Below are 25,125 nucleotides of genomic sequence, written 5' to 3' on the forward strand. Positions count from 1 at the left end.
CATCTGTGTTGACTGACACACTGCTATCGGGGGCAAGCCCCCTCCCACATTGGGTCTCCATTGTTTTTGACGGATTGACCCGTACATGAAGATTTCCAGGCTGTACCTGCTAATGGCATTGACCCTCTGTGCGCCGGCAATGGCCACGGACCTGGCCCTGACCCCTTGGGCACCCAGCCTCAATGCCGAGGCCATGGCCGTGCTGAGCAGCACCGAGCGCCTCACCGCCAGCACCCGCAACGGCCTGCAACTGCTCGACGCCAAAGGCACCGAACTCGCCCGTTTCAACGGCAACTTCAGCAGCCTCGACACCCGCGCTGCCGGTACTCAGGTACTGGTCGCCAGCCTCGACAACGACCGCCAGCAAGCCGTGCTGATCTACCTTGAAACGTCCGCCAAAACCTTTGGCACACCGCTGTACCTGCCCGCTCGCGACTACCCGGTGAACGGCCTGTGCCTTTATCGTGACGGCGCCTCCCACCTGTTTGTGTTCCTGGTGGGTGAAGAGGGCAAGGGCGAGCAGTGGCTGGTGGGCAATGGCGCCACACTGCTCAGCGAACCCCAGCGTGTACGCGGTCTGCCGTTGCCGCCGTCGGCGCAGTTCTGCCAGGTGGATGACACAACCCATCAGTTGGTGGTGAATGAACAAAACGTCGGCTGGTGGGCCTACCCGGCCCACCCGGAAGCCGAGGTCAAGCGCACGCCGGTAGCGCTGTTCGACAACCCCAGGCGTGAAGCGGGCGCCATGGCGCTGGTGCCGGGCGGGATGGTCGCCCTCGATCCGAAGACGGCCCAGTTGCACCTGTTCCAGCACACCGGCAAGCGCTGGGTCGAACAATTGAGCCTGACGCTGCCAGGCCTCAAGGAGCCGGAACAACTCAGCGTCAACGGTCAGCAACTGCTGGTGCGCGATGACGACAATGGCAAGCTTTACCAGGGCAGGCTCGACTGGAAAGCCAAACCCGTGACGGCTGGACCGGTACTGCCGGAAGTCGCCGCTGTACGCCAGACCGACCCGGTCGGTCGCCAGGGCGACGCGGCGGATGACCCGGCGATCTGGGTTCACCCCGCGCAACCGGAAAAAAGCCGCGTACTCGGCACCAACAAGAAGCAGGGCCTGCTGGCCTACGACCTTGACGGCAAGCTGTTGCAGGAGCTGGCGGTGGGCCGTCTCAACAATGTCGACGTACGCCCCGACTTCAAGCTCGGCGCGCAGACTGTCGACCTGGCCGTGGCGAGCAATCGCGATCACAACAGCCTGAGCCTGTTCAGCATTGACCGCCAGAGCGGCGAACTGCGCGAAGCCGGTGAAGTGCCGACACCGCTCAAGGAGATCTACGGTATCTGCCTGTACCAGCCCGCCAGTGGCGAGATCTACGCGATCGCCAACGGCAAGGACGGCACCTTCCTGCAATACCGCCTCAGCGCACCGGATGGTCGTGTGCAGGGCGAGTTGGTGCGCCAGTTCAAGGTCGACAGCCAGCCCGAGGGTTGCGTGGCCGATGACCAGCGCCAGCGTCTGTTTATCGGGGAAGAAGACGTCGGTGTCTGGGCGGTGGATGCGCGTGCCGACCAGCCGGCCACCCTCACCAGCGTGATCAAGGTTGGCCCGCAGCTGCACGCCGATGTCGAGGGCCTGGCGTTGTACCAGAGCGACAAGCGCGACTACCTGGTGATCTCCAGCCAGGGCAATGACAGCTACCTGGTGCTGGATGCCGAGCCGCCGTTCGCGACCCACGGTGCCTTCCGCGTCGGCCTGAATGCGCCGGCCGGGATCGATGGAGCCTCGGAAACCGATGGCCTGGAAGTCACCGCCCTCAACCTCGGCGGGCCGTGGAGCCAAGGCATGCTGGTGGTGCAGGACGGGCGCAAGCGCATGCCCGAGCAGGCCCAGAACTTCAAGTTGGTGCCCTGGGTCGAGGTGACTCGCGCGCTGAAGTTGCCCTGAGCCGTCATCACCTGGTCATCACTTTTTTATCGAATAGGAGCTTCACCATGCACGCGACGATGGAACATATGACGATCTGGGGCTTGATCAGCGACGCCAGCCTGTTGGTCAAGGCGGTGATGATCACCTTGCTGCTGGCCTCCTTGCTCAGTTGGTACCTGATCATCCAGCGCGGCAGTGTGCTGCGGCGCCTGGAGCGCCAGTTGAATGGCTTTGTGCAGCGCTTTCGTGCTGCGCCGGACTTGCAACCGCTGTACCGCGACACCGTGCAGGCGGGCGAGGGCGGTATTGCGCCGATCTTTATCGCCGGCGTTCAGGAATACCAGCACCTGCACAGCCATGACCCGGCGGTGCTGGACGGTGTCGAGCGCGCCTTGCAGGTGGCGATCACCGAGCAGGAAATCGAGTTGGAAAAAGGTCTGCAATTTCTCGCGACAGTGGGTTCGGTCAGCCCCTACATCGGCCTGTTCGGCACCGTATGGGGCATCATGAATTCGTTCATCGGCCTGTCCCAGGTGCAGCAGGCCACGCTGTCGACGGTCGCGCCGGGCATCGCCGAAGCGCTGATCGCCACGGCTATCGGCCTGTTCGCGGCCATCCCGGCGGTGATCGCCTACAACCGCTTTGCGGCACGCGGCCAGACCTTGCTCACCCGTTACTACGCCTTCGGCAACGAACTGCAAGTACGCCTGCACCGCACGCTGCGCGGCACGTCGAGCCACCTGGCCGTGGCCGCCTGAACAGGAGCGATTTCATGTTAGCAAGGCCGCAACGCAAGCACGGGCCCAAGGCCGAGATGAACGTGGTGCCCTATATCGACGTGATGCTGGTGCTGCTGGTGATCTTCATGGTCACCGCACCGATGCTCACCCAGGGCGTGAAGATCGAGCTGCCCAAGGTCGCCGCCGAGGCACTGGCCACCGACACCCGCCAGCAGATCCTCACGCTGTCGGTGAAGGCCGATGGCGGCTACTACTGGAACCTCGGCGGTGAACTCGACACCCGGCACCAGACCGACAGCGCCGTGACCCTCGACGAAATGGGCGCCAAGGTCATGCAGGTGGTGGCGGCGCGCAGCGACACCCAGGTGTACATCCGCGCCGACGATAACGCCGGTTACGGCCGTGTGGTCGCGGCCATGGCGGTGTTGCAGAAGGGTGGGGTGAGCAACCTGGGGCTGGTGACCGAGGCCCCGCAATGACGGCGATGATCATGCACAGTCCGACGCTGACGATGCCTTCCCGGAGGCCTTCCGGATTCTGGCGAAACAGTTTGGCGGCCAGCCTGGCGGTGGCGCTGCATGTGGGGGTGTTGGCCGCATTGATGCTTGGCTGGTCCACGGAAGTACCGCCAGTGGAGGCCCCCAGGGTGATGCATACCCAACTGGTGATGCTGCCGGCGGCGACAGCTCCAGCTCCAGCTCCAGCGCCTGAACCGGTGGCCGTCACACCCCCGGAGCCCGTCGCGGTTCCCGTACCGGTAAAGCCCACGCTCGATCCGCAGATCCAGGCGCGCAAACTCGAAAAGGCCGCCCTGGCGCGCAAACGCGTCGATGAAAAACAGCAGGAGCAGCAACGGCTGGCCACTGAACAGCACAATCGTGAGCAGGCACAACAGCGTGCTGACCAGCAGCGCCTGGCCGCTGAAACAGCGCGGGCCGCGACACCGGTTGCGGCACCGGCGTTCGACAGTCGCCAGTACCAGCCCTTGAGCAAGGAAGCGCCGGACTACCCCGAGCGTGCCCTGGACAAAAACATCGAAGGCGATTGTTCGGTGGAGTACACCGTCAACACCCAGGGCCGCGTGGAAAACCCCAGGGTGCTGGACGGCTGCCATCCGCTGTTCATGCGGCCATCACTGGCGGCGGCGAATACCTTCCGTTACCAGCCGAGGATCGTCGATGGCAAGGCTGTTGCGGTGCCGGCGGTGCGCAATACCTTTCATTACCGCATCAAGTAAGCGGCGATCAATTGGCACGGTTGTACAGCTCAACATTGGCAGCATACCGCGCCAGGTTCGCCAGGAACGTATCGGCGATTTCCTCCTTGCTGCGGGTGGAAATCGCCGAGGTGTGCGGCGACAGCCTTACCCGCGGATGGGTGTACAACGGATGCCCCAGCGGCAATGGCTCCGGCTCGGTCACGTCCAGCGACGCCAAACCAACCTGCCCATTGTCCAGCGCTTGCAGCAACGCCTCCTGATCCAGCAACCCACCCCGTGCGATGTTGATCAGGTGCAACCCCGGCCTGGCGCTGGCGAGGACGTCGCGGTTGATGATATGCCGCGTGGCCTCGGTCAGCGGCGCCGCCACCACCAGGTGATCGGCTCTGGCGAACAGGTCGTGGATGTCCCTGGCGGCTTCCACGCCTGCGCTGAACGGCGCCGGGCTTTGACGCAGCGCCACCACCCTGATGCCCAGGGCCAGGGCCTTCTGCGCCAGGCGTTCGCCAATCGCTCCAAACCCCAGGATGCCCAGTGTGGTGCCCTTGAGCGGGCGCAGCGGGGTGAAGTGCCACTGGTCATCCTTGACCCAGATGGCCGGCAGGTGCTTGGACGCGGCAAAGATCGCCGCCAGGGCGAATTCGGCCAGGTTGTCGGCGGCGCTGCCACGCGATGTCGTCACCGGAGGGCCGTTGAACAGCCACTGCGGGTAGAAGTCGATGCCCGACGACACCAGGTGCACCCACTGTGCGCCATAGGGCCAACCGGGTGGCGGAGTGTCCGGGGCGGTGTAGCCGCGCACGTTGATCGGGCGCAGCAGCAGGATATTCGCCTGGGGCGGCAGGTCGCTGGGCACCCCGACGGGCACCCCGATCACCTGGGCTTCGGGATGGATCGACGCCAGGCGCTGGCGGATCACCTCGTTGTAATCCTCGTCCAGCTGGCTGGCGATAATCACCTGGCTCATGTGCGCTCCTTGTGGCGTTGGGCGAAGGCGGCCTTGCCGACACCTTGTAATACCGCGTCGTTCTGTGGGGTATGCACGCGGCTGCACAACACGTCGCGGTAGTGCCGTTGCAGCGGGCTATGGCGCGACAGGCCAGGGTTGCCCGAGGCTTCGATGGCCAGCTCCACGGCGCGGATCGCGTTGTTCGTTACCAGGTACTTCAATTGCGCGGCGTTGGCGGCCGGGGTGTGGCCCTCGGCAGCAGCGTCGAGCAGGCTGCGATTGGCAAACAGCAGGGTGTCGATATGGCCAACGGTTTCCTGGAAGCGTGGCAGGGTCGACAGCGCCGCACCGAGGTTGGACGGTTGGCGCTCCTCCAGCCAGTTCACCAGCCAGTCCCGGGCGGCCTGGGCCACGGCGTCGTACACCGAGGACAACAACACTGACATCCACAGGAAGCCCTCGGGGTCCAACTCTGGCGCCGGCGCACTCCAGGGGCTGACGCTGACAGCGTGGTCCAGCGGCACCAGCACGTTGTCGAGCACCACTTCATGGCTACAGGTGGCGCGCATGCCCAGGTGGTCCCAGGTGTCGATGATGCTCACGCCGGGGCTGGCCTTGGGCACCAGCCAGGCGCCCACCAGCGGGTCGGCGTCGTCACTGCGGGCCCACACGCTGAACCAGCTCAGGCCGTGGCTGCCGGTGGAGTAGATCTTGCGCCCGCTGATGCGCCAGCCCTCGGCGGTGAGCACGGCGGTGGTCGCCGGCAGCCCGCCACGGGCCGGGGTGCCGAGGTCGGGTTCGACGCGCAGGGCGTTGATCAAGGCGCCATTGCGCACCGCGTCTACGGCCACTTGCCTGCGCAGGTGCGCGGGCCAGGTCTTGCTGTCTTGCAGGCGGGTGTGTTGCAGGTATTGCATCACCAGGATCAGCGCAGTGGACGGCTCGCCCTTGGCAATCGCACTGATCGCCTTGCGTGCCTGGGACAGGCTGGCCCCGCCGCCGCCCAGGGTCTTGGGCACGGTGAGGGCGAGCAGGCCGTGCTCGTGCAGCAACTTGAAGTTGGCGTGAGGGAAGGCGCCGCTCTCGTCGTAGAGATGGGCGGTGCTGGTCAGCTCGGTGGTGAGGCGTTCGAGCAAGGCGTCGAAGTGGGCGACTTCCACGGAGCGCAAGGAGGGCTGCGAGGATTGGCTCATGCCAGCGCCTCTTGCTGCGCTTCAACCTCGGCGGCGACGCTGTAGCGGTTCACCGGCACCTCCAGGCCCAGGTTGTCGCGCAGGGTCTGGCCGTTGTATTCGCTGCGCAGCAGGCCGCGTTGTTGCAACACCGGCGCCACCAGTTCGGTGAAGTACTGCAAGCCATCCGGCAGCACCGAGTTGATGATGAAACCGTCACTGGCACCGCGCTCGAACCAGGTCTGGATCGCATCGGCGACCTGTTCCGGGGTGCCGACAAAATCACGTTTGGGCCGCGAGAAACGCAGGGCCACTTCGCGCAGGGTCAGGCCTTCGTCCCTGGCCAGTTGCTTGATGCGGTCGGAGCCGCCTTTCTGGCTGTTGGACCCCAGGTCCCCCAGTTCCGGGAACGGCGCGTCCAGCGGGTATTGGCTGAAATCGTGGTCATTGAACGGGCGGCCGAGGGCGACGATGGCATCTTCCACGGTGACCAGCTCCACGGCCTGCTGGTAGCGGCTTTCCACTTCGGCCTCGTCGCGGCCGACAATCGGGCGGATGCCCGGCAGGATCGACAGGCTTTGCGGATCGCGGCCAAAGCCCTTGGCGCGGCGTTTCAGGTCTTGGGAATAGGCCAGGCCTTCTTCGATGCTGTCCACGTGCACAAAGATCGCATCGGCGTTCTGCGCCGCGAAGTTGCGCCCGTCTTCCGAGGTGCCGGCCTGGAAAATCACCGGCTGGCCCTGGCGCGAACGCGCGATGTTCAGCGGGCCTTTCACCGAGAAGAAATCGCCCTTGTGGTTGAGTGCATGCAGCTTGCCTGGGGCGAAAAATTCGCCGGACTGTTTGTTGTAGGTGAAGGCATCGTCTTCCCAGGAGTCCCACAGGCCCTTGACGGTATCCAGGTGCTCCTTGGCGATGCGGTACCGCACGGCGTGGGGCGGATGCTCGGCCTTGCCGAAGTTGTCGGCGGTGCCGCTGAGCCACGAGGTGACCACGTTCCAACCGGCGCGACCGCCGCTGATATGGTCCAGGGACGCGAACTGGCGCGCCACCTGGTAGGGCTCGGTGTAGCTGACGGTCACCGTGGCGACGAGGCCGATATGTGTGGTGATTGCGGCGAGTGCCGACAGGATCGTCAGTGGTTCGAAGCGATTGAGGTAATGCGGGCTGGACTTGGCGTGGATATGCAGGCTGTCGGCGATGAACACGAAGTCGAACTTGGCGGCTTCGGCCAATTCAGTCTGCTGCTTGTAGAAGCCGAAGCTGGTGCTGGCATTCGGTTGGGCCTGCGGGTGGCGCCATTCGCCCCAGCCGTGACCGACGCCATGGACCATGGCTCCCAGTTTCAAATGACGTGGCTTGCTCATGTGCTGCTCCTTTTAGCGCGAGGCTTGGTTGAAGGGGACACGCTTGGCGTTGAAGCTCTTGTCGAAGCCCTGCGACACGTCGATGTGCTTGAGCAGCAGGCCTTCCTGTTGATAGGTGTCGGCGGTCGCTTGCAGGCCGCTGATCACTGGGTCGTCGATCGTGACCGGGTTCAGGCGGGTGTCCTTGGCTACCGTCACGTGCACGTCCAGCGGCAGGCCGGTGATCCTGGCCTGGGCGGCGGCGTATTCATCGGGGTGGGTGTTGGCCCAGGCATAGGCGCGGTCAACGCGGGCGACAAAGTCGTCGAGCTGCGGGCGCTTGTCGGCGATGGCCTGGCTGGTGGCGGCAAGGTACAGGTGGTTGCTCAGCAGTTTATTGCCACTGACCAGCACGCGTGCCTGGCTTTGCGAGGTCACTACGGTGGTGTATGGGTCCCAGGTGGCCCAGGCGTCGGCGGTGCCGTTATCCAGCACCAGGCGTGATTCGCTGGGCAGCAGGAAAATGAACTGCACGTCCCGGGTGGTCAGGCCGGCGGTGGCCAGGGCCTTGATCGCCAGGTAATGGCCGATGGAACCGCGCCCGGTGACGATCTTCTTGCCCTTGAGGTCGGCAACGGTCTTGATCGGTGAGTCCTTGGGCACGACCAGGGCGGTGGTGTTGCGCCCTTCGGAGTGGATGATGCTGACCACCTTGAGAGACGCACCGGCACCGAGGGCGAACACGTACGGCGCATCACCGAGGGCGCCGATGTCCACGGCACCGGCGTTGAGTGCTTCGCCCAACGGTGAGGCAGACGGGAATTCCGACCACTGGATTGTGTAAGGCACGTTCCGGGTTTCGCCTGAGGCTTCCAGCAGCGCCTTGATCGTCGATTTCTGGTTGGCCACCCGCAGCGGTTGCAGGTCGGCGGCAGCGGCGCTGCCGATCAGGCCAAGGGCGAGGGCGGTGCCCAGGAGCAGGCGTTTGAAAGGGAGGGTAATGACCATGGGATGCAGGCTCCAGGCAGATCAAGTCAGGGTTCGATTACCTCCGCCTGGAGAAGGGGTCGGTGAGTGATTTAACACTATTCCTATAAAAAACTGATGTGAAGTTCTTTTTGGTTATATCGTAATTATTGAAAAAGCTGATGAAGTTTATTATTTATTATTTTTAGCATGCATTTTATATTCGGATTTTCGGGTGGCATACACTCGAAAATAAACGGCAATTCGCAGGCCTGCGGTGATGCGCTTGAGGCTGCAGTGGGGAACGGTCCCGAGGAGGAGAAAGATGTACCCGCATGGCCCAAGCACATTTTGAGCATGCGGATCGCCCACGAGGCAGGCATCGCTAATGGCGACAAGGTGTGCTGACAATGCGCAGCCCTCAGTACCGCTTGCCAGGAGCTGAGCGACCTGGTCCGCCTGTCTGGGCCAGATAGTCAGTGCTGCGTCGTCCGGGATCAGCACATCGTCCAGGTAGACCCCTATGATCGCGGTCGGCAGGTCTGGGTGTTGCGTCAACGCGCCCTGTTCAAGTCCGTCCAGATGAGGTGAGGTAGCCAGCCCTGCGGGTTCGCGCACGGCGATTTGCGGGCGGCCAAACGAGCGCTGTTCATCGAGATGGGGAAGCACCGGTCGTAGTCGTTCCTGTACCAGATGCTGTAATCGATTGAGTGGGGTTGTGTCGTGCAAGCCGCGCCGCCAAGCTTGACTGCTGATGTCCACCAGCTCGCGACAGGCTGTGGTGTAGGCGACTTCCCGTCGTTGGGCAGGCGTTGCGCCAAGGGAATAGTGCTCGACGATCTCTTGGCGCAGCGCCTGGACAACGTCGGCGGGTACGCGCTCACCCAGGACAGAAAACGGATTCGACCCGGTAGCCATAAGCGGCCCTCATTTTGTCGTTCCAGTGCCGATCTGGTTAACGAAAGTCATCAGCTGCCGGGTGAAGGTCTCGGCAGATAACCAGCTTTTATCCAGCGCACCGAGGTAATGGTAGGCGCTGCGAATCAATCCCGGTTGTGTGAGAAGGGCGGCCACTTCATCGAGGTGCTCGTAGAAGAGCGGATAGTCGATGCCGAGGTATTCTTCGAGAGCGGGATGTCGGTTGACTACGATAGGAGTATTGCGCGCGATGGCTTCAATGACGGTGTTGCTGGCGGAAACATCCAGGTATTCACAGAACACCAGGTTGTGGGCGAGCAAGCTATCGTAGGACGGATTGTCGAGCGGCTCGATCACCTGGACATCACCGATCAGCGGGCGGTGTCGGGTCGGTGACAGGTTGTCGATTCGTTGCAGGGCGTTGTGTACCCAGGGGCGATCTTGCAGTAGATGCACCTTTTTGTAGTCATCCGGTACGCGCAGCTGATAAATCGCCCGGCTGTTGCGGCAATACCAGCCCACTTGCACGATGGTCTTGGTCGCCTGCTGTTCCCATTGGTTGATGGAAAACTGTTGGTCGGGAATTTCAGTGGGGTGCTTGAGTACCTTCACTGGAACGACCAGCTCCTTTGCCAGCCAATCGCCGAGGGTGGTACTCAACGTCACAGCGCCGGCCAGGTGCTTGAGGCTGTTGCGAAAGGTGGTTTTTTGAAAGATCACCGATGGCACGGCGCTGGGGTCGTACCAGTGGGGCACGTGGCGTGGGTGATGAAAAATTCCGATCCAGGGTTCGTGCCACTCCTGCGTGGAGCCTGGGTGTTGGAAGGTGCGCTCGACAAAGTCATCCAGCAGCATGCCGGCAGGTCGTTGGCATTGGCGAAGATGATCCATGACATGGCGCCAACCCGAGCGGTGACCGCAATGTTCGGGAGCACCCATCTGTTTCAGGTGCAGAGGTAGTTTGATACCGAGATCATTGTTCTGGATGCTGAAGAGCGCTGGGGTGTCCGCGCAGTGCAGGTGTGCGGCGGCGGGCTTTGCCTGTTCTGACCTGTTCATTGATCAATGCTCCATGCCAATCATCCTGTTTCGCTTCCTACACTAGTATCTCCCGATGGACTTGGAAAGGTGTGAGAGGGGGGCAGCCCCGGCCACAAGGGATCGCGTGCTCATTGGTCGCCGGGGTGACCTTGCACGCTCGAGGCTGCGCGGTGGGCGGGTCAGATCACATAGAAACCGTGGGTGCCGTCGCGTGCCAGCTGGTCGACCAGGCCGAATTCCCAGTCAAGATAGGCCTGCATGGCTTCCCTGGGGTTGTCGGTGCCTTCGTACGGGCGGCGGTAGCGGTCGATACGCGGCGAGGCCAGGTGGGTTTCGCCTTCTTCCAGCGGCAGTTGCGCATTGATCCAGCCGGCGGTGCCGTCCTGCAGCAGGAACACTGGCCTGCCGGTAAGGGCTTCGACTTCAGCCACCGCCAGGCGCGCCAGTTGGCTGCTGCCGCAGGTCAGCACGTAGCGCTGGGCGGCGGGCACCTTGGCCAGGGCCTGGGGCAGTTGCGCACGCAGTACCCACCAGGCTCCGGGAATATGGCGCTTCACGTAGTTGGCGCTGGCGGTGAAATCCAGTACCGCCGTGTCGCCATGGGCCAGCCAGTCGGCGAGGGTAGTGGGGCTGATCGGTTCGGCCTGGGGCGGCGCCGGCACCGGCGCGACCCAGGCACCTTGCTCGCTGAAGTGCTCCGCTTGCAGGTCATCCAGCACATGCACTTCCCAGCCCAGTTGGGCCAGCCAGGACGCAGACATGTTCGCGCGTACGCCGTCGTCATCCGCCAGCACCAGCCGCGCACCGCGTACGCTGGCAACGTGATCGGTTTCCTGCACCAGTTGCCCGCCCGGTGTGGAGCGCGCGCCTGGCAGGTGGCCGGCTTCGAATTCTTCCGGGGTGCGTACATCGAACAGGTAGGTGGTGCGTGTGGTGTCCTGCTGCCAGGTACGCAGGTCGCTCAGGGTGGTACGGCCAACGCGGGCCTTGTCGGCCACGCGGCGTGCATCGATGGCGGCGGCCAGGCGATGCTCCTCGCTGGTCGGCGCAAAACGTCGAGATTGGCCATGGGCAAGCTTCTGCCCGGCCAGGGTCCAGCCGATGGTGCCGTTGCGCAGGGCCGACACCGGGTTGGCCACGCCGGCATTGATCAGCGACTGGGTGCCGATAATGCTGCGGGTACGCCCGGCGCAGTTGACAATGATGCGGGTGGCCGGGTCCGGCGCCAGTTCGCGGGCGCGCAACACCAGTTCGGCCCCCGGCACGCTGATGCCGGTGGGAATGCTCATGGTCTGGTATTCGTCGAAACGCCGGGCGTCGAGCACCACGACGTCGGCCTGGCTGTCGAGCAGCGCCTGCACCTCTTCAGCGGCCAGGGACGGCGTATGGCGTTCGCTTTCCACCAGTTCGCCGAACGCCTTGCTCGGTACGTTGACGTCGATGAACAGCTCGCCACCGGCCTTGCGCCAACCGTCCAGGCCTCCTTCAAGCAGGCTGACCTGGGTGTAGCCCAAGGCAACCAGGCGTTCGGCAGCGCGGGCAGCCAGGCCTTCACCATTGTCATACACGGTGACCTGGGTATCGCGCCGCGGAATGCGCGCATACACCTCCAGTTCCAGCTTGGACAGCGGGATGTTCGCGGCAAACAGTGGATGGGATTCGGCGAACGGCGCTTCTTCGCGCACATCGATCAGGGCGACTTCTTCTTGGTCCAACAGGGCTTGGCGAATCCGCGCAAAGCTGCGGGTGGAGAGGGTGGTCATAGGGCAGGGCTCTTTTCTTTGGACAAATCCCAGATATTCGGGAGAAAGGCGTTGGAATAACCGGAGATAAACAGCTTCTCGCTGCCGTCGGGCTGGTACACCGCGCGGCGCACCGCACCGATATTGGCGCCGTACACATGAATACTGATGGACACCTGGTCGCTATGGGCGTTGCTCACCTGGTGGATGTCGCCGACCTTGGGCGACACCGCTTCAACCTGGCCCGGCACCAGCCGTATCGGCTTGCCTTCAGCCACCAGGCTGCCGTCAGGGGCGCGTTCAAACCCTTGGGAAAACTCTGAGCCGCGCAGCATGCCAATCAGGCCCCATACCCGGTGGTCATGGATCGGTGTGCTTTGCCCCGGCCCCCACACAAAGCTGACGACACTGAAACGCTGGCGTGAATCGGCATGCAGCAGGAACTGCTGGTAGCGCTCGGGATCGGGTTGGGCGAATTCGTCGGGAAGCCAGTCGTCATGGCTGACCAGTTGCGCCAGCAGCTTGCCGCCACGGTGCAGCAGGTCGCCTTCGCGTGGATTACCGTCGATCAATTCCGCCAGGGCGCCTATGAAGGCTCTGAGTCTCTCGGGGTGTCGGGCCTGGGTCATGACAGTTCCATCGTGTGGTCGGTGGTGATGGGTTTATCTAAGCATAATGTTTATAGTTAATATGCTATTTTTTAATGATTAGCTTATAGCTGAAGGTAATTTAGAACTGGTCTGAATAGCGTTAGACGTTATCGATCACAGCGCGGGCTATCCAGGCGGCTTTCCTGCAACTATGCTTCGCACACATCTTAATGACTGTTCTCTATGTGCGGCCCAAATGAAAATTGACGATATCGATGCCTTTGTCGAAGTGATTCGTTGCCAGTCCATCAGCCACGCCGCCGAGTCGTTGCAACTGACCCAGCCGGCCATTACCCGTCGCGTGCAGAACTTCGAGCAGGCATTGGGGGTGGAGTTGTTCGACCGCAACACCAAGCCCCTCAAGCCCACGTTGATCGGCACCCGCGTCTACGAGCAGTGCCGGTTGATCCTGCGCGAGATGGACGCGCTGCGCGAATTGGTAGCCACCGATGCACCCCCCACTGGCCTGTTGCGCCTGGGCGTGCCGCAGACCATCGGCGACGTGGTGCTGCTGGATGCCCTCAAGCACCTGCGCACCGAATACCCCGACCTGCGTGCCCAGGTCGCTACGGGGTGGGGCAGCCAACTGGTGGGCAAGATCGAGCGCGGCGAGCTGGATGCGGCGGCGGCGTTGTTCCCGGCGGGCAAGATTTTCCCGGACAACATCGTCGGCGAGTCCATCGGCAAGATGGAACTGGTGGTGGTGTGCGCCAAGGCGCAGTTGCCGAAGAAACCGTGCAAGCTGGCGGATGTGTACCAGAACGGCTGGGTTCTCAACCCGGATGGTTGCGGCTTCCGCGCCGGTCTGCAGCGCACCTTGTCTGACCAGGGCCTGGCGTTGCGGGTCAACCTGGAAACCTTCGGCACCGAGCTGCAATTGGGCCTGGTGGCGGACGGCCTGGGCCTGGGGTTGGTGCCGCGACCGTTGCTGGAGCGCAGCGCCCATCGCGAACACCTGGCGGTGATGCCGCTCAAGGACTTCAAGCCGGTGATGGACCTATGGCTGATCTATCCGCACTTCCTGGGCAACCTGCAGGGGCCGGTGGATGCGTTTGGCAAGCTGGTCGCTGCCTCGTTGCACAAGATCAAGGAGGCTGCATGATATGAAAAAAAATAATAATTAGCTTAGATTAAAATGTGCTTTTTATTATTTTTTTGCATCCCCTAGGCTTGCCTGGAAGTCCTTAAGGCCATCCAGGAAGTTTTGCCATGAGCAGCGTCACCTCGATTTCCAGCGTTTCCAGCAACACCGTCCGACAACGCGTCACGCCAGAAGAATGGGAAGTACGCGTCAAGCTGGCCGCCGCCTATCGTCTGGCGGCCTTGTACAAGTGGACCGACCATATCTATACCCACTTCTCCGCCCGTGTGCCGGGCCCGGAGGAGCATTTCCTGATCAATGCCTTTGGGCTGCTGTTCGATGAAATCAGTGCGTCCAACCTGGTCAAGGTCGACCTCGACGGCACTATCGTGGATGACCCGACGGGCCTGGGCATCAACTACGCCGGCTATGTGATCCACAGCGCCATCCATGGCGCGCGTCACGACCTGAAAGCCGTGCTGCACACCCACACCCGCGACGGCATTGCGGTATCGGCGCAAAAAGACGGCTTGCTGCCGATCTCCCAGCACTCCATCGGTTTTTCCGGGCGCGTGGCCTATCACGGTTATGAAGGGATTGCCCTCGACCTTGACGAGCGCGAGCGGTTGGTCGCCGACCTGGGCGACAAAAGTGTGATGATCCTGCGCAATCATGGGTTGTTGACCGCGGGCGTCAGCGTAGAGCATGCGTTTCAGCAACTGCAGCAACTGGAGCGGGCCTGCAATATCCAGATTGCAGCCCAGGCAGCGGGGAATGCGCAATTGATCTTCCCACCGCAGGAAGTGGTGGGCAAAGTCGAGCAACAGGCCAAGGCGCACGCCAGCGGCGAAGGTCCGGGCGTGGCGCGGCATTGGAATGCACTGATCCGGCAGTTGGAACGCAGTGATACCGACTACAAAAACTGATCTTGATGTGGGAGAGGGCAAGCCCCCCTCCCACATTGGTTTTTGTGTTTTTCTCAGGCTACTTGTTGTGCCTGTTCGCGTTCTGCGATCAATTGGCGGGTGAGGGGGATCAGGCGCTTGCCGTAATCGATCGCATCATTGAGCGGGTCGAACCCGCGAATCAGGAACGTGGTGATCCCCAGGTCGTAGTAATCCACCAAGGCTTCCGCGACCTGCTCAGCGGTGCCCACCAGCGAGGTGGAATTGCCCTGTGCACCGAGCAACCCGGCAATCCCGGTCCACAAGCGCTTATCCAGCCGGGCACCTTGAGCCGCCGCGGCGAGCAGGCGGCGCGAGCCTTCGTTGGGCGGTTCACGCCGCACAAAGCCGTTTTTCTCGGCCAGCTCGGTCGCCTGCTGCAGGATGCGCTCGGCCCGGGCCCACGCCAGCTCTTCGGTCTCGGCGAGGATCGGCCGCAACGACAAGCTGAAACGGATCGTACGCCCATGCCTGGCTGCTTCGGCGCGTACCTGGGTCACGATCTCGCGCACCTGCTCGTAGGTTTCGCCCCACAGCGCATACACGTCGGCATGCTTGCCCGCCACCTCGATTGCGGCTTTGGACGAGCCGCCGAAATACAGCGGGATATGCGGCTGCTGCGGCGACTTCACCGTGGAGTGCGCACCTTCGACCTGATAGTAGGTGCCCTTGAAGTCGAAGGGCTGTTCGCTGGTCCATTCCTGGCGTACCACGCTCAGGTATTCGTCGGTGCGGGCGTAGCGTTCGTCCTTGCCGATATGGCTGCCATCGGCGCGCAGTTCGCGGTCGTCACCGCCGGTGATGATGTGCACCGCCGTACGCCCGCCGTTGAATACATCAAGGGTGGTGAATTGGCGCGCGGCCAGTGTGGGCTGGGCGAAACCGGGGCGATGGGCGATGAGAAATTGCAGCCTGGTGGTCACGCTGGCGGCGTGGGATGCGATCAGCGTGCTGTCCGGGCTGTTGGAGTGGAAGGCCACCAGGGCACGGTCGAAACCGGCCTCTTCGTGGGCGCGGGCCACGCTCTCGACATAGTCGGGTTGCAGGGTAGGGCCGCTGCGCGGATGGATCTCGGAAGCGTGATGGCCGCCAATGTAGCCGATGAATTCGATGCTCATGGTCTGTCCTTGTCTTGGGTGTGATTACCACCTCCACCGGGCAGGGGGTCGGTTATTCGCGTCCAAAGTAGGGGCAGGGGCGGGGTCTGTAAAATGCCGATTGGTTCTAACCTAATTATTAAAGTGTGGAATTATCAAAATGATTAGATATCAATTAATTGCATTTTTAATGTCCGGGCGAATTATCCACCGGTTTTGCATGCGCCAAGGCTGACCTTGGATAACGTTGTATTGTCCTCGGCACTGAAGGCCTGGATCTTAACGGGTCGGTGTCGCCTATTCGGTGGTCGCGCCGATCAGGTCCATCAAGCGCCCGCAGACGAAAAAAAACCGGCTGATCAGGCCGGTTTGGGGTTCCCGCAAACAGCGCGGGATTATGCGTTGTTGCCTTGCAGACGATCAGCACCGCCTTCGGCCAGGCCACGTTCCTGCAGGCGATCAGCACCGCCTTCGGCCAGGCCACGTTCCTGCAAGCGGTCAGCGCCACCCTCGGCTACGCGGTTACCTTGCAGACGGTCAGCACCACCTTCCGCGACACGGCGTTCCAGCAGGCGATCCGAACCACCTTCGGCAACACGGTTGCCTTGCAGGCGGTCGGCACCACCCTCGGCGACGCGGCTTTCAATCAGGCGATCCGAACCGCCTTCAGCCACGACCGGGTGGGCAAAAGCATTGGCAGCGAGTACCGAGAAAGCGAGGCTAAGCAAGATTTGGCGTTTCATGAGAGTGTGCTCCGAGTGTGTTGGTTGGGGTGTTGCCTGGTATGGGGTTGATGTTACGCGTTGCATTTTTCAAGAGAACTTCATTGGGCTGATGGTGACTATCGACGCCAGCGATGGCTCGTTTTTGCGAGCCATCGCGGGGCCGGTCATGGCATCTGCGGCAGTTCCTGCGGGCGCAGGTCGAACACCAGCACCTCGGCATCTTCACCGTGGCTCAAGCGGATCTGCCGCTCATCCCGCACCCGGGCGCCGTCGCCTTCGCGCAAGCGCTGGCCGTTGATTTCAACGCTGCCCCGGGCCACATGGAGGTACACATGGCGATCGGGCGGCAGGTCCAGGGTCGCGGTTTCATCACCGTTGAACAGCCCGGCATACACCCGTGCGTCCTGGCGCACGCTGAGGGAGCCATCGGCACCGTCCGGCGAGATGATCAACTGCAGGCGCCCACGCTTCTGGGCCTCGCTGAAGTGTTCCTGCTGGTAGCGCGGTTCGGCACCGGCCACGGCAGGCACGATCCAGATTTGCAGGAAGTGCACGCCACGGGTCTGGCTGTGGTTGAACTCGCTGTGGGCCACGCCGCTGCCGGCGCTCATCAGTTGCACATCGCCGGGGCGGATCACCGAGCCCGTGCCCAGGGTGTCCTTGTGTTCCAAGGCGCCTTCGAGCACATAAGAGAAGATCTCCATATCGCGGTGTGGGTGCTGGCCGAAACCTTTGCCGGCGGCGACACGGTCATCGTTGATCACCAGCAGGTCGGAAAACCCCTGTTCTTGCGGGTTCCAGTAGTTGGCGAATGAGAAGGTGTGGAACGACTTCAACCAACCGTGATTGGCGGCGCCGCGTTCGGAAGCTTTGCGAAGGGTCAGCATGGCCTTGTCCTCAAGTGAGAGCGGGCTGCGGGATGCAGGGCTCTTGCGTTGAGAAGAAGGTTAATGGTTACTGGAATATTCATTAAGAAGATGAAAACTGAATTACTGTCGCTTTAAAGTTGACAGTTTCAAGCGTGTCATAATGCCTGCCGTACTCCTTCCCGATGGACCTTTCCCGCTATGAAAACCGTGGCCATGGCGCTGTTTCCGGACTTTCTCCTGCTCGATATGGCAGGGCCGCTCGAGGTGTTTTCCATTGCCAACCGTTACCTGCCGGCGTCGGCGCACTACCAGATACTCACCCTCGGCACCGAGCCCGGTCCATTGCGCGCCTCCAATGGCGTAGCCGTGCAGACTGACCTGCTGCTGGACCAGGCCCAGGATGCCTACGACCTGCTGCTGGTACCCGGCGGCCCCGGTGCCTATAACGAATGTCATCCGGCGCTGCTGCCGTGGCTGAGGGCCGCGGCTCCGCGGGCGCGGCGCTTCGGCTCGATCTGCACCGGGGCCTTTGTGCTGGGGCATGCCGGGCTGCTGGACGGTCACCGCGTGACCACGCACTGGCACTACACCGAGCGACTGATCAAGGCGTTTCCCCAGGCAATGGTCGAAACGGATCGCATCTACCTGCAGGACGGGCGCCTGATCACTTCGGGCGGCGTCACGGCCGGCATCGACCTGGCGCTGTCGGTGGTGGCCCAGGACCATGGCAAACAAGTCGCCGTGGACGTGGCCAAGGTGTTGCTGGTGGTGATGAAGCGCCAGGGCGGCCAGGCGCAGTTCAGCCCGATGACGGCGGCGGTGGCACCGCAGGAAACCACGATTACCCGGGTACAGAACCATGTGCTGGCGCATCTGGACCAACCGTTCACCATCGAGTCCATGGCTGAGTTGGCCGGCATGAGCGCCCGCCATTTTGCGCGGCTGTTCGCCAAGGAAGTGCAGATGACGCCCATGGTCTTCCTGCAAGGTGCACGCATCGACCGCGCCCGGCAATTGCTGGAAACCACCGACCTGCCGCTCAAGACCGTGGCTTTTCACGCAGGCTTCGGCAGCGTGCGGCATATGCGCTTTCTGTTCAGTGAAAAACTGGGCCTCAACCCGACCCAATACCGACAGCAGTTCAGTTAACGACAGAATGTCCGTCTCGCGCACCCGAATGTCCGTATCGCTCCCTGTGCCAGCATTGTCCTGTCACGGGTAGCTGGCAAGATAGCGTCAAGCCCACGGAAAAGGATGCGCAAACGCCCAGGGCCGGGCGTTTCAGCGCTATTGCACACATGAACAATCCTCAGGCGATTGACGCTGATGGCACGGTACGCTTCGGTGCCTATGTGTTTCACCGGCAGCAGCGGCTGGTCAGCAAATCGGGTTGGCCGGTGCCTGTGGGCGGGCGGGCGCTGGATATCCTCACGGCGCTGCTCGAGGCGCCCGGGCAGTTCATCAGCAAAGCCACCCTGATCGAGCGGGTCTGGCCGAACAGCGTGGTGGAAGAAAACAACCTGAGGGTGCACATCGCCGCACTGCGTCGCGTGCTCGATGGGCAGCAGTTCATTCTTAATGACCCTCTGCGCGGCTACTGTTTCGCAGCCCCGCTGCAGGGCGCGCTGCCCGCCGCGCTGCCTCGGCACAACCTGACGGCGCGGCTCAGTGCGGTGGTGGGCCGTGACGAGGTGTTGGGCGTGCTGGTTCGGCGTCTGTCCGGGCAACACCTGATGACCCTCACCGGGTGCGCCGGTGTCGGCAAAAGCACCCTGGCCCTGGCATTGGCACAGCGCGTGTTGCCGCGCTACCGGGACGGCGTGTGGTGGGTTGACCTCGCCACGGTGGAAGCACCGATGACCATGCTGCGCGACCTGGCTGCCGCGCTGCACCTGGAACCCTGCGCCCACGCCAGCGAGCTGTGCCGTCAATTGGCCTCGCGCCAACTGTTGCTGGTGCTCGACGGCGCAGACCTGCTGCTCGGCGCCTGCCGGCATCTGGTGCGTGTGCTGCGCGAAACCGCGCCTCAGGTCAGCGTGCTGGTGACCAGCCGTGAAAGCCTGCAAGTCCCCGGTGAATGGGTACAGCGTGTGCCGAGGCTGGCGATCCCGGCGCCGGCGGCCATGGGCAGTATCGAACAGGCGATGGCTTACCCGGCGGTGCAGTTATTTGTTGCGCGGGTGCGTGCCAGCCAGCAAGGGTTCGCGCTGCGCCTCCATGACCTGGCGCCGCTGCGAGACATCTGTCGGCGTCTGGACGGTATCCCACTGGCCTTGGAGTTGGCCGCCGCCCAAGTGGATGCACTCGGTGTGCGCGGTTTGCAGCAGCAGTTGCGCGCGGGCTTGCAGGTGCTGACCCGAGGCCGGCGCACCGCGGTGGAACGCCACCAATCCCTGACGGCGGCCCTGGACTGGACCTACCAGCGCCTGAGCCTGCCGGAGCGCTGGCTATTCCTGCAATTGGGTTTATTCAAGATGGCCGTGACCTTGCCCACCTTGAGTGAACTGGTCGCCGGGACCGAGTTGGAACACGCCGACCTGTCCTACCTGCTGGGGCGCTTGGTGGGTACGTCGCTGCTGACCCGAGAGCCGGGCCCAGGCAGCCCGCGTTACCGCCTGCTCAATTGCATGCGCAGCTACGCCCTGGCGCAACTGCGCGACCCGTTGCAGGTGGCGCGTTTGCAACAGGGCTACGGGCATTACCTAGGGCGGTTTTCAGGCCGGCCGTTTGTCCTGCAACTGGTCGAGCAGGCTGCGTACGCGGACTAGGTCCTGGGTGGCAAAGCCTTCGGTGAAGCGGGCGTAGATCGAACCCAGCAAATCGCGCGCCGCCTGTACGCGGCCTTGCGTCTGCCACAGGCTTGCCAACGAGGTTGCACTGCGTAATTCCCAGGCCAGCGCGCCTTGCTGGTGCGCCAGGCCCAGGGCTTCCAGCAACAGGGCTTCTGCCGCACGGCTGTCGGCCAGGCTTTCGGCGCGCACTCGCAGGATTTCCGGGGTGCACCAGCCGGCTGCGCCACTTCTGGCGCGCTCGAAGGCCGCGTCACTGACCTCGATTGCATTGAAGGTCACCAGGATATCCTCGACCAGGCCCAACCCCTGCACATCCGCGATGGGTAGCGTGCCCTCATAACAACGCGCCCAGGTGTGAAACAACTGCACCGAGTGCTTTTGCGCCTGCTGCAGCAGTTGATCCTGGTGTTCGTGGGCCATGGCGCTGTCGCCGTTGTAGCGAGCGATGACCACCCCGGCCAATGCCAGGGTGTAGCAGATCGACGTACCGTGATTGATTTGCAAGGCCAGCGCCAGCGCCTGGCTCGCCGTACGCCACGCACGCTCCGGATAACCGCGCAGCCACAGGATGCGTGCAAGGATGGTCAGCGAGGCGACGCTCTGGTCGTACTGCACGCCAAAGCCATGGGTAAAGCGGTTGAGATGGCCGCTCTGGGCCATGCGCTGGATCACTTGCTCGGCATTGTGCTGCGCGAGGGCCTGGTGACCGGCGAAGTGCTGCGCCAACACCCGCAGGCGCTGGGCACTGAGGGACAGCAAAGGCTCGGCACGGGGGCCGAGCTGGTCGAAGTGCAGGCTCTGCGCCAAGGCCTCCCGGTAGTTGCCGCAGCACAGGTTTACCGCCATGTGCCCCGATACCGCACGTAACTGGCCGGCCAGGTCCTTGCCGGCTTCCGCCAGGCGACGCGCGCAACTGAATGCTGCAATGGTCTGCGGCGTGCCGCCCTGGGTGTGATAGGAAAAACTGCCCAGCGCCAGCTGCAAGGCCATGTTCAAGCGCTGGCTCGGCGCATTCGATTGCCTCAGTCGCGCCAGGGCCTTGCCCACATACAAGCCATGTTCGCGCAGCAGCGACAGCTCCTGCCACAACGGCATCGCACTCACCGTCAGGCGAATGCCCAGCAAGTGCGCACCCTGGTCGCCCAGGCCCCAGTCGAGGGCGGCGCGGATGTCTTCGCGCAGCGGCGCATAACGGTCGATCCAGGTCTGGGTTGCGATCAGCTCCCAATCGTCCTGGGCCTGGTTCATCAGCGCCAGGCAGCGCTCGGCGTGGCGCTGGCGGGTAGCGTGGAGTTCCTGGGCGACGCTGAGTTTTTCCAGGGCATAGGTGCGGGTGATGTCCAGCAGGCGGTAGACCATCTCGTCATCGCCGGCTTCCACATTGAGCAAGGACTTGGCGACCAACTGGGTGATCGAACCCAGCACTTCGTGTGGTGCAATCTGCTCCCCGGCAATCACCGCCGCTGCGCTGGCCAGGCTGAACCCACCGCGAAATACCGCCAGGCGACGCAGGCAGATCTGTTCGCAGGCGGTCAGTAGCGCAAAGCTCCAGTCCAGGGTGGCGCGCAGGGTTTGATGACGGGGCAGGGCGCTGCGCCGGCCTCGGGTGAGCAGGCGAAAGTTGTCTTCCATTTGCACCAGCAGTCCGGGCAGGCCGAAGCGTTCGATCTGCGCCGCCACGAGTTCGATGGCCAGGGGAATACCGTCCAGGCGCTGGCAGATATCAATCGCCAGCGGCAGCTCGGCCTCGCTCAGTTCAAAGCTGTCCTGATGGGACATGGCCCGCTCGATCAACAATTGCAGGGCCGGGTAGCCCAGCGCCTGGGCGCGGTTGCCGGTGGCGGGCGGGCAGGCCAGGGGCTCCAGGCGCTGCACGTGTTCGCCCTCGGCGCGCAATGCCTCGCGGCTGGTGGCCAGGATGTGCAACCGGGGCGCGTGGCGCAGCAGGGTTTCACTGATCAGGGCGATGTCGTCGAGCACGTGTTCGCAATTATCGATCACCAGCAACAACTGGTGCTCCTGCAAGCGCCGCGCAAACGTGGGCAGGGCTTCGTGCTCAGCGTGGGTAAGGTCGAGCAGGGCGGCGAGGTTGGGCAGGATCATCGATGGCGCGCTCAGTGGCGCCAGGTCCAGCAAGCGGATGCCGTCGCGGTAGTGCCCGATCAGCAATTCCGCCACCCGCAGGGCCACCGTGGTCTTGCCGATGCCGCCGGCGCCGGTCAGGGTGATAAAGCGTTGCTCGGGCAGTTGCTGCACCAGGCTGTCGATCAGGGCCTGGCGACCGAGCATGCGCGTACGGCGCAGCGGCAAATTGTGGCACGGGCGTTGGGGGGCACCTTCGGTTGGCAGGGTCATCGGCTCGATGCTCAGTGGCGCAACAAAACTGTAGCCCCGCTGGGCTACGGTCACGATATAGCGCTGCCCGGCCTGGCCATCGCCCAATGCCTTGCGCAACGCCGCCATGTGCACCCGCAGGTTGCCGTCTTCCACCACGCTCCTGGGCCAGACGCGGGCGATCAGTTCCTGCTTGCTCACCACATTGCCGGCCTGTTCCAGCAGGATCAGCAGGATATCCACCGCACGTCGGCCCAGCCGCAACGGTCGACCGGCCTCCAGCACCAGGCGCTGGCGCGGGTGGATGCGGTAGGGGCCGAAATGCACGGCCTGGTCGCTGAGGTCGTTCATGGGTGGCCATGCTCGGAACGGGATGAGCGGCCAGCATAGGCCAGGCAGGCCAGGACCACTAGGCCGCGATCACTTGCGGTTTAGGGCGAGAGTGGTGATTTCGCCAGGTCATCGGGTTGACGCCTTCGCTACGGGTGAACATATGACAAAAGTGCGCCTGGTCGCAGAAGCCGCATTCCAGGCTGATTTGCGTCAGGCTCAAGGATGACTGGGCGATCAGTTCCTTGGCCCGCTGGATGCGCTGTTGGCGGATCCATTCCTGCGGCGACAGCCCGGTGGTGCACTTGAAGGCACGGGAAAAATGGCTGCGCGACAGGGCGCAGGCCTGGGCGATGTCGGCAATGGCCAGGCTTTCGCCGAGGTTGGCCAGGATCAGTTGCTTGGCGATGCGCTCGCGTCGGGGGCACAGGCCCCCGGTGGCGGACAAGCGAGGGGGGTATTGATCGAGTCGGGCCATGACAGATATCCGCAGTCGATGGGAGCGTTCCCGGTGGATGGATGCAGTGTAGACGTGGCCAATCTTGTTGCCGGACCGTCCGGCTGACGAGTTAATCGTTGTTAATTTCGCCAGGTGCACACCAGGAAAAGACAGCACAGGCGTGCAATGTGGCCGACGCCTGGCGTGGTTATCTGTGAGCTTGCCAACCGTGTGGATATCACCATGAATCGCAACGACCTGCGCCGCGTCGACATGAACCTGCTGGTGATTTTCGAGGCGTTGATGTTCGAGAAGAACCTGACCCGGGTCGCCGAAAAACTCTTCATGGGCCAACCGGCGGTGAGTGCGGCACTGGGACGCTTGCGCGATCTGTTCGACGACCCGTTGCTGCTGCGCAACGGGCGGGGCATGGAACCCACGCCACGCGCCGTGGCGATACTCAAGGAGTTGCAACCGGCCATGGACACCATTTCCGGCGCGGTCAGCCGTGCCAAGGATTTCGACCCTTCCACCAGTTGTGCAGTGTTTCGCATTGGCCTCTCGGACGACGCTGAATTTGGCCTGTTCCCACCGTTGCTCAGCCAACTGCGCGAAGAGGCACCGGGGATCATCGTGGTGGTGCGTCGGGCCAATTACCTGTTGATGTCGTCGCTGCTGGCCAGCGGCGAGATTTCGGTGGGGGTGAGCTACACCACGGAATTGCCGGCGAATGCCAAGCGCAAGAAACTGCGGGATATTCCGTGCAAAGTCTTGCGTGGGGATGATGGTGTTGAACCGTTGACCCTCGACGACTACTGCGAACGGCCCCATGCGATGGTGTCGTTTTCGGGGGATTTGAGCGGCAACATCGACCTGGACCTGGCGCGCATTGGTCGTACGCGCCGCGTGGTGCTGGCGGTGCCGCAGTTCAGCGGGTTGCGGGCGTTGCTTGCCGGTACGCAGATTATTGCGACGGTGCCGGATTATGCAGCGTGTGCGTTGACGGAGGGCACGTCGCTACGGGCGCAGGACCCGCCGTTTGCGATCGATGCGGCGGAGTTGTCGATGGTGTGGAGTGGGGTGCATGACAATGACCCGGCGGAGCGGTGGTTGAGGGGCAGGATTGGGGAGCATATGGCTCGGGTGGTTTGACTGAGTACATATCCGATGCTTCGGTAACGGCTACTTTATGGTTCCGCTCTTACAGCGGCTCACTTTTGAAGAGCGCAAAAGTAAGCAAAACGCTCTTGCCCCAAGGTGTGCCCTCTCTCCGGCTTGAATCCGTGGGCCACGGATTCAAGCCTGCGTTCGGCCAGCGTGTTTGACGGGGCGATCCCAGATCAAAAGCAAGAGCGCGGCGGCCTTGGAGCCGACCGGATTGTATGGCCGGTACTCGGTCAAAGTGTGGGAGGGGGCTTGCCCCCGATGGCAGTGGGTCAGTCACTGATGAGTTGGCTGACACACCGCCATCGGGGGCAAGCCCCCTCCCACAGTTTGATCTTCATGTATCAGTTGAAGGGTGGTTTGCTCTGGCTCTGGCTTTTGATCTGCTTTTGATTTTGATCTTAGGCCCCCCAAATCACTGTCGGATTACGGGCACACCGAGCCTAGGCGAGGTGCCGAGTGTTGGGGCAAGAGCCCTTTGCTTACTTTGGGCTGGGCCGGCATTCCGGCTTTTCCAAAGTGAGCCGCTCTAAGGGCGGAACCATAAGCGGCCGTTACCTAAATAACGGATATGTACTCACAAAAATTGGTCACCCATTCTTACCCAGAATTGGCTATTCCTCCCCCAAGGCCCGATGACTAACCTAGCCATCAATCCCCACTGCCCTGGAGCATCA

At 62.9% G+C, this 25,125-nt stretch carries 22 protein-coding genes; 9 read left to right on the plus strand and 13 right to left on the minus strand.

All coding sequences use genetic code 11. The features are described from left to right. Window positions 1–85: 85 nt before the first annotated feature. From BMX59_RS24735 to BMX59_RS24750, 4 genes are read left to right on the plus strand one after another with little or no spacing between them, the layout of a single operon-like run. Window positions 86–1,948 (plus strand): phytase, encoded by a 1,863-nt coding sequence (locus BMX59_RS24735; RefSeq protein WP_093126839.1) that lies wholly within the window; start codon window positions 86–88, stop codon window positions 1,946–1,948. A gap of 47 nt (window positions 1,949–1,995) precedes the next feature. Beyond that, complete coding sequence (tolQ, locus tag BMX59_RS24740) at window positions 1,996–2,688, plus strand: protein TolQ (RefSeq protein WP_093126842.1); 693 nt, start codon at window positions 1,996–1,998, stop codon at window positions 2,686–2,688. Window positions 2,689–2,702: 14 nt separating this feature from the next. After that, entirely contained in the window at window positions 2,703–3,149 is a 447-nt protein-coding gene (tolR, locus tag BMX59_RS24745) for a protein TolR (RefSeq protein WP_071490102.1), read from the plus strand. Continuing rightward, complete coding sequence (locus tag BMX59_RS24750; protein ID WP_093126846.1) at window positions 3,146–3,907, plus strand: energy transducer TonB; 762 nt, start codon at window positions 3,146–3,148, stop codon at window positions 3,905–3,907. The genes tolR and BMX59_RS24750 overlap by 4 nt, the downstream gene beginning before the upstream one ends. A 7-nt stretch (window positions 3,908–3,914) precedes the next feature. On the opposite strand, the gene BMX59_RS24755 is transcribed toward BMX59_RS24750, so the two are convergent. The 8 genes from BMX59_RS24755 to BMX59_RS24790 form a co-directional block, all read right to left on the minus strand. Further along, window positions 3,915–4,856, minus strand: coding sequence for a D-isomer specific 2-hydroxyacid dehydrogenase family protein (locus BMX59_RS24755; RefSeq protein WP_071490100.1), 942 nt, complete (start codon window positions 4,854–4,856; stop codon window positions 3,915–3,917). Next, complete coding sequence (locus BMX59_RS24760) at window positions 4,853–6,031, minus strand: acyl-CoA dehydrogenase family protein (protein WP_093126850.1); 1,179 nt, start codon at window positions 6,029–6,031, stop codon at window positions 4,853–4,855. The genes BMX59_RS24755 and BMX59_RS24760 overlap by 4 nt, the downstream gene beginning before the upstream one ends. Then, window positions 6,028–7,377 (minus strand): LLM class flavin-dependent oxidoreductase, encoded by a 1,350-nt coding sequence (locus BMX59_RS24765; RefSeq protein ID WP_093126854.1) that lies wholly within the window; start codon window positions 7,375–7,377, stop codon window positions 6,028–6,030. The genes BMX59_RS24760 and BMX59_RS24765 overlap by 4 nt, the downstream gene beginning before the upstream one ends. 12 nt (window positions 7,378–7,389) lie before the next feature. Next, window positions 7,390–8,364, minus strand: a complete 975-nt coding sequence (locus tag BMX59_RS24770; RefSeq protein WP_093126857.1) for an ABC transporter substrate-binding protein — start codon at window positions 8,362–8,364, stop codon at window positions 7,390–7,392. Between the two features lie 150 nt (window positions 8,365–8,514). Beyond that, window positions 8,515–9,240 carry a hypothetical protein gene (locus BMX59_RS24775; protein WP_092245668.1) on the minus strand — a complete coding sequence of 242 codons (726 nt, stop codon included), beginning with the start codon at window positions 9,238–9,240 and terminating at the stop codon, window positions 8,515–8,517. A 9-nt stretch (window positions 9,241–9,249) separates the two neighbouring features. Beyond that, the gene (locus BMX59_RS24780) at window positions 9,250–10,299 is read right to left on the minus strand and encodes a hypothetical protein (RefSeq protein WP_093126860.1); all 1,050 of its coding nucleotides are present in this window, start codon (window positions 10,297–10,299) and stop codon (window positions 9,250–9,252) included. Between the two features lie 161 nt (window positions 10,300–10,460). After that, window positions 10,461–12,044 (minus strand): rhodanese homology domain-containing protein, encoded by a 1,584-nt coding sequence (locus tag BMX59_RS24785; RefSeq protein ID WP_093126864.1) that lies wholly within the window; start codon window positions 12,042–12,044, stop codon window positions 10,461–10,463. After that, window positions 12,041–12,652, minus strand: a complete 612-nt coding sequence (locus tag BMX59_RS24790) for a cysteine dioxygenase family protein (protein ID WP_071490095.1) — start codon at window positions 12,650–12,652, stop codon at window positions 12,041–12,043. The genes BMX59_RS24785 and BMX59_RS24790 overlap by 4 nt, the downstream gene beginning before the upstream one ends. Before the next feature lie 217 nt (window positions 12,653–12,869). Between BMX59_RS24790 and BMX59_RS24795 the strand changes: the two genes are divergently transcribed. Both BMX59_RS24795 and BMX59_RS24800 read left to right on the plus strand, forming a co-directional pair. Then, a complete protein-coding gene (locus BMX59_RS24795) occupies window positions 12,870–13,775 on the plus strand; it encodes a LysR family transcriptional regulator (RefSeq protein ID WP_071490094.1) in 906 nt (301 codons plus the stop codon). Between the two features lie 107 nt (window positions 13,776–13,882). Continuing rightward, window positions 13,883–14,680: a class II aldolase/adducin family protein gene (locus BMX59_RS24800; RefSeq protein ID WP_093126868.1), complete on the plus strand. Its 798-nt coding sequence runs from the start codon at window positions 13,883–13,885 to the stop codon at window positions 14,678–14,680. A gap of 53 nt (window positions 14,681–14,733) precedes the next feature. Here the strand turns inward: BMX59_RS24800 and BMX59_RS24805 are convergent, their stop codons facing one another. The 3 genes from BMX59_RS24805 to BMX59_RS24815 form a co-directional block, all read right to left on the minus strand. Then, entirely contained in the window at window positions 14,734–15,816 is a 1,083-nt protein-coding gene (locus BMX59_RS24805; RefSeq protein ID WP_092245654.1) for an LLM class flavin-dependent oxidoreductase, read from the minus strand. A 374-nt stretch (window positions 15,817–16,190) separates the two neighbouring features. Beyond that, window positions 16,191–16,538 (minus strand): hypothetical protein, encoded by a 348-nt coding sequence (locus tag BMX59_RS24810; protein WP_093126872.1) that lies wholly within the window; start codon window positions 16,536–16,538, stop codon window positions 16,191–16,193. Window positions 16,539–16,684: 146 nt separating this feature from the next. Continuing rightward, entirely contained in the window at window positions 16,685–17,407 is a 723-nt protein-coding gene (locus BMX59_RS24815; RefSeq protein ID WP_093126875.1) for a pirin family protein, read from the minus strand. Window positions 17,408–17,587: 180 nt separating this feature from the next. On the opposite strand from BMX59_RS24815, the gene BMX59_RS24820 reads away from it, so the two are divergent. Beyond that, on the plus strand, window positions 17,588–18,538 hold the full coding sequence (locus BMX59_RS24820) for a GlxA family transcriptional regulator (RefSeq protein WP_092245647.1): 951 nt from the start codon (window positions 17,588–17,590) through the stop codon (window positions 18,536–18,538). Window positions 18,539–18,687: 149 nt separating this feature from the next. Further along, window positions 18,688–20,157, plus strand: coding sequence for an ATP-binding protein (locus tag BMX59_RS24825; protein ID WP_093126878.1), 1,470 nt, complete (start codon window positions 18,688–18,690; stop codon window positions 20,155–20,157). Here the strand turns inward: BMX59_RS24825 and BMX59_RS24830 are convergent. Continuing rightward, complete coding sequence (locus tag BMX59_RS24830) at window positions 20,104–22,866, minus strand: ATP-binding protein (protein ID WP_092245641.1); 2,763 nt, start codon at window positions 22,864–22,866, stop codon at window positions 20,104–20,106. The two genes, BMX59_RS24825 and BMX59_RS24830, sit on opposite strands and share 54 nt — an antisense overlap. Before the next feature lie 58 nt (window positions 22,867–22,924). Beyond that, window positions 22,925–23,323: a helix-turn-helix domain-containing protein gene (locus BMX59_RS24835; protein ID WP_093126882.1), complete on the minus strand. Its 399-nt coding sequence runs from the start codon at window positions 23,321–23,323 to the stop codon at window positions 22,925–22,927. A 204-nt stretch (window positions 23,324–23,527) separates the two neighbouring features. Here BMX59_RS24835 and BMX59_RS24840 point away from each other — a divergent pair, with 204 nt between their 5' ends. After that, entirely contained in the window at window positions 23,528–24,436 is a 909-nt protein-coding gene (locus tag BMX59_RS24840; protein WP_071490112.1) for a LysR family transcriptional regulator, read from the plus strand. The last annotated feature ends 689 nt before the right edge of the window (window positions 24,437–25,125 follow it).

Source organism: Pseudomonas sp. NFR09, from assembly GCF_900111535.1.
Taxonomy (GTDB): domain Bacteria; phylum Pseudomonadota; class Gammaproteobacteria; order Pseudomonadales; family Pseudomonadaceae; genus Aquipseudomonas; species Aquipseudomonas extremorientalis.